The 1,672-nt window shown below is 60.8% G+C and carries 1 protein-coding gene; it reads left to right on the top strand.

Going from position 1 to position 1,672, the window contains the following annotated elements:
- The coding region (locus HV796_RS42115) for a phosphatidylserine/phosphatidylglycerophosphate/cardiolipin synthase family protein (RefSeq protein WP_175233525.1) at positions 1 to 1,672 on the top strand (1,672 nt) is incomplete at both ends.

Here is a 1,672-nt window from a genome sequence, read left to right as displayed (position 1 = left end):
GCGCCACGCTTACTCTGCCGTGGTTCGTGCAGAGAGCGGAATACCGCCCCGCTGAAGCGACGTTCAAGCCGCTCGTCAATGGTGAGGAGGCGTTTGGCGCGATCCATGACGCGATGTTGGGCGCGAAGCGCTCGGTCGATATCATCTGCTGGGGCTTTCAGCCGTCGATGTATTTCAGGCGGGGAGGCGGCAGCGCATCGGTGCCGATCGGGCAACTGCTGGCGCAGCTTGGCGCAGACGGTATCAAGGTTCGGTTGCTGTGCTGGCAGGATGATCTTCACCTGGCAGAACTGAGCGAAAACGGGGCGCCAGGGAACAACCTTGCAACATCGATCAAGCCTTTGTTGCCGGACTGGTTCGTCTCGCTGCCCAAGGTATCGGATTACGTCGCGAAGGACTACCAGGCCGGGTGGGAGCGGGAGTTCGATATCGAGTGGTACCGGCGGGCAAACCTGAATAACGTCACCAGGGACAGGTATCGCACCGCGAGTGACAGGATCGCCGAGTTCGCCGCTCGAAAGGACGCGTTCAAAAATGTCGAGTTTGCCACCCGGGATTTCAGCCTCGACAACCGCGACGAGATCGATCACCGGATGAAGCTTCATAACGAGGCGGTCCGCCAGGGCAAGGCCGTGGGGACCGTTGGCAGGACGGCGATGAAGGTTTTTCCCACCCATCATCAGAAGATGGTGCTTGTCGATTACGAAATGCCCGAGCATGCCGTTGGCTTCGTGATGGGCCATAACATGCTCGATACGTACTGGGACCGGGACGATCACCGCTCCCTGCGGATGCATCCGCAGATGGGCCGCAACGGGCTGCATCCCCGCCAGGATATGTCGAGCCGGGTCAGTGGCCCGGTGCTCGCGTATCTGAACAGGAACTTCTGCGAGGCGTGGGACGAGGCAACCGGCCAGAATCTCGCGCAGTCGCGCGCCGCGCTCGAGCGCCAGCTGACCTTGCGTCGTGACTTCGACACACCGGTGATGGCGCAGGTGCTTCGTACGCAATCGCAGCATGGCAGGCGCGACATCGCCAGCCTGTATCTCCAGGCGGTGAATAACGCCACGAAGTTCATCTATATCGAGAACCAGTATTTCCGCTGGCCTGAACTGGCCGGGAAAATAAAGCAGCTTGCGGCCAACCTGGTCACCGGGGGACGCGATCCGGGCAAGCACAGCTCGATCTATCTGTTCGTCGTGACCAATTCGAATGACGAGGGCATCGGTCCCGGGACCGTCAATACGTACAACATGCTCAACGCGCTGGGCAAGGCGGACCGCATTCCGACGATTGCGCGGCTCGAACGGAACGATGCGTTGCAGGCCCGGCTGACGGCGGCGCAACGTGACTGGGCGGCCGCCACGCTGCAGGTGGGCAAAGCGGTTGAGGTAGACGCCGGGGTTCGCGCGCGGCAACAGCAGCAGGCGGCGCAGGCACAAGTGGCGTCGCTCGAGCAGCAGATTCTGGACAATCGTGACGAAAAGAAAACACCGGTCCTGCCCGTCGAGATTCCAGGGCTGAAGGTGCAGGTTTGCACGCTGGTTGCACCGGATTCACCGCCTGGAAAGTGGGACTACGTTTACGTGCATACCAAGCTGATGATCGTCGATGACGTATTCATGACCCTGGGTTCGGCAAACATCAATCTGCGCAGTATGGCGGTGGATAG

The sequence above is a fragment of the Paraburkholderia humisilvae genome (assembly GCF_902859855.1).
Classification (GTDB): domain Bacteria; phylum Pseudomonadota; class Gammaproteobacteria; order Burkholderiales; family Burkholderiaceae; genus Paraburkholderia; species Paraburkholderia humisilvae.
This window is presented reverse-complemented; position numbering and strand designations above follow the sequence as displayed.